This is a genomic window from Streptomyces sp. NPDC058051, assembly GCF_042885475.1.
Classification (GTDB): domain Bacteria; phylum Actinomycetota; class Actinomycetes; order Streptomycetales; family Streptomycetaceae; genus Streptomyces.
Window position 1 is genome coordinate 1 of sequence record NZ_JBHVRW010000094.1, and the last position, 1,162, is coordinate 1,162.

The 1,162-nt window shown below is 66.9% G+C and carries 1 protein-coding gene; it reads left to right on the plus strand.

Going from position 1 to position 1,162, the window contains the following annotated elements; genetic code table 11:
* Window positions 1–15 precede the first annotated feature (15 nt).
* Window positions 16–1,162, plus strand: a 1,147-nt coding sequence (locus ACFVUT_RS37755; RefSeq protein ID WP_389661393.1) for a polyketide synthase dehydratase domain-containing protein, incomplete at its 3' end; no start/stop codon positions are given.

Genomic DNA, 1,162 nt, shown 5'->3' on the forward strand with positions numbered 1-1,162 from the left:
AGTGGGCGTGTGTCGGTGGGTGCTGAGCCGTGGCTGGCTGATCATGGGGTGCTGGGCCGGGTTCTGCTGCCCGCGACGGCGTTCATGGAGCTTGCGTTGGAAGCGGGTGAGCGGAGCGGGCATCCGCACCTCCAGGAACTGGCCTTCGAAGCACCGCTGATTCTGCGGCCCGACACCGAAACCCACATCCAGATCGTCGTCAACACGCAGGACAGCGAGACCGGTAGCCAAGAGATCAGCATCTTCTCCAGCGACCACACCGGGGCGGAGCGGCGGCGACACGCGCGTGGATTGCTCACCGCCACGCCTCCCGTCGGCATCGATGAAGATCTCGACGGCGCATGGCCTCCGGCAGGCGCCGAACGGCTCGACGTCGTCGGCATCTACGATCAGCTGGCGGCCGCCGGCTACGAGTACGGCCCGGTCTTCGCGGGTGTCACCGCGGCCTGGCGGCACGGTGATGACGTCTACGCCGAGGTCTCCCTCCCCGACGACGAGTCCTCCGAAGGCTTCCTGATCCACCCCGCACTCATGGACGCCGCCCTTCACCCCGCACTCATCGCCGCCGACGTGTCGTTGCCGTTCGTCTTCTCCGTCGTCCAGCTCCATGCGACCGACGCCCGCGCCCTGCGCGTACGCCTCCGCCACACCGGCGAACGGACGCTTTCGGTCACGGCCACCGACCCGGCCGGGTCGGACGTACTCACCATTCGGCAGGCGGTCACCAGGCCGGTGGACGCACGGCAATTGGACGACACCCATACACGCAGTCGTGACGTGTTTCACGTCGACTGGACCAGGATGCCGGGTGTCGGTGCGGGGCAGGAGGCTGTTGGTTGGTCGGTGGTGGGGCTGGGTGCCGGTGAGGGTCTGGTTGAGGAGGTGGAGCGGGTCTGTGGTGTGTCTTCGGATGCGGCGACGTTGTGTGTGGTGGCCGTGGGCGGGGGCGTTGGTGTTGTGGCGGATGTGCATGGTTTGGTCGCTGATGTGTTGGGTGTGGTGCAGCGTTGGCTGGCGGGTGAGTTGAACGGTAAGTCGTTGGTTGTGGTGACCCGTGGGGCGATGGTGGTCAATGCTGGTGAGCGGCCTGCTGATTTGGCGGGTGCGGCGGTGTGGGGTTTGGTGCGGAGTGTGCAGGTTGAGCATCCGGGTCGTGTGGTGC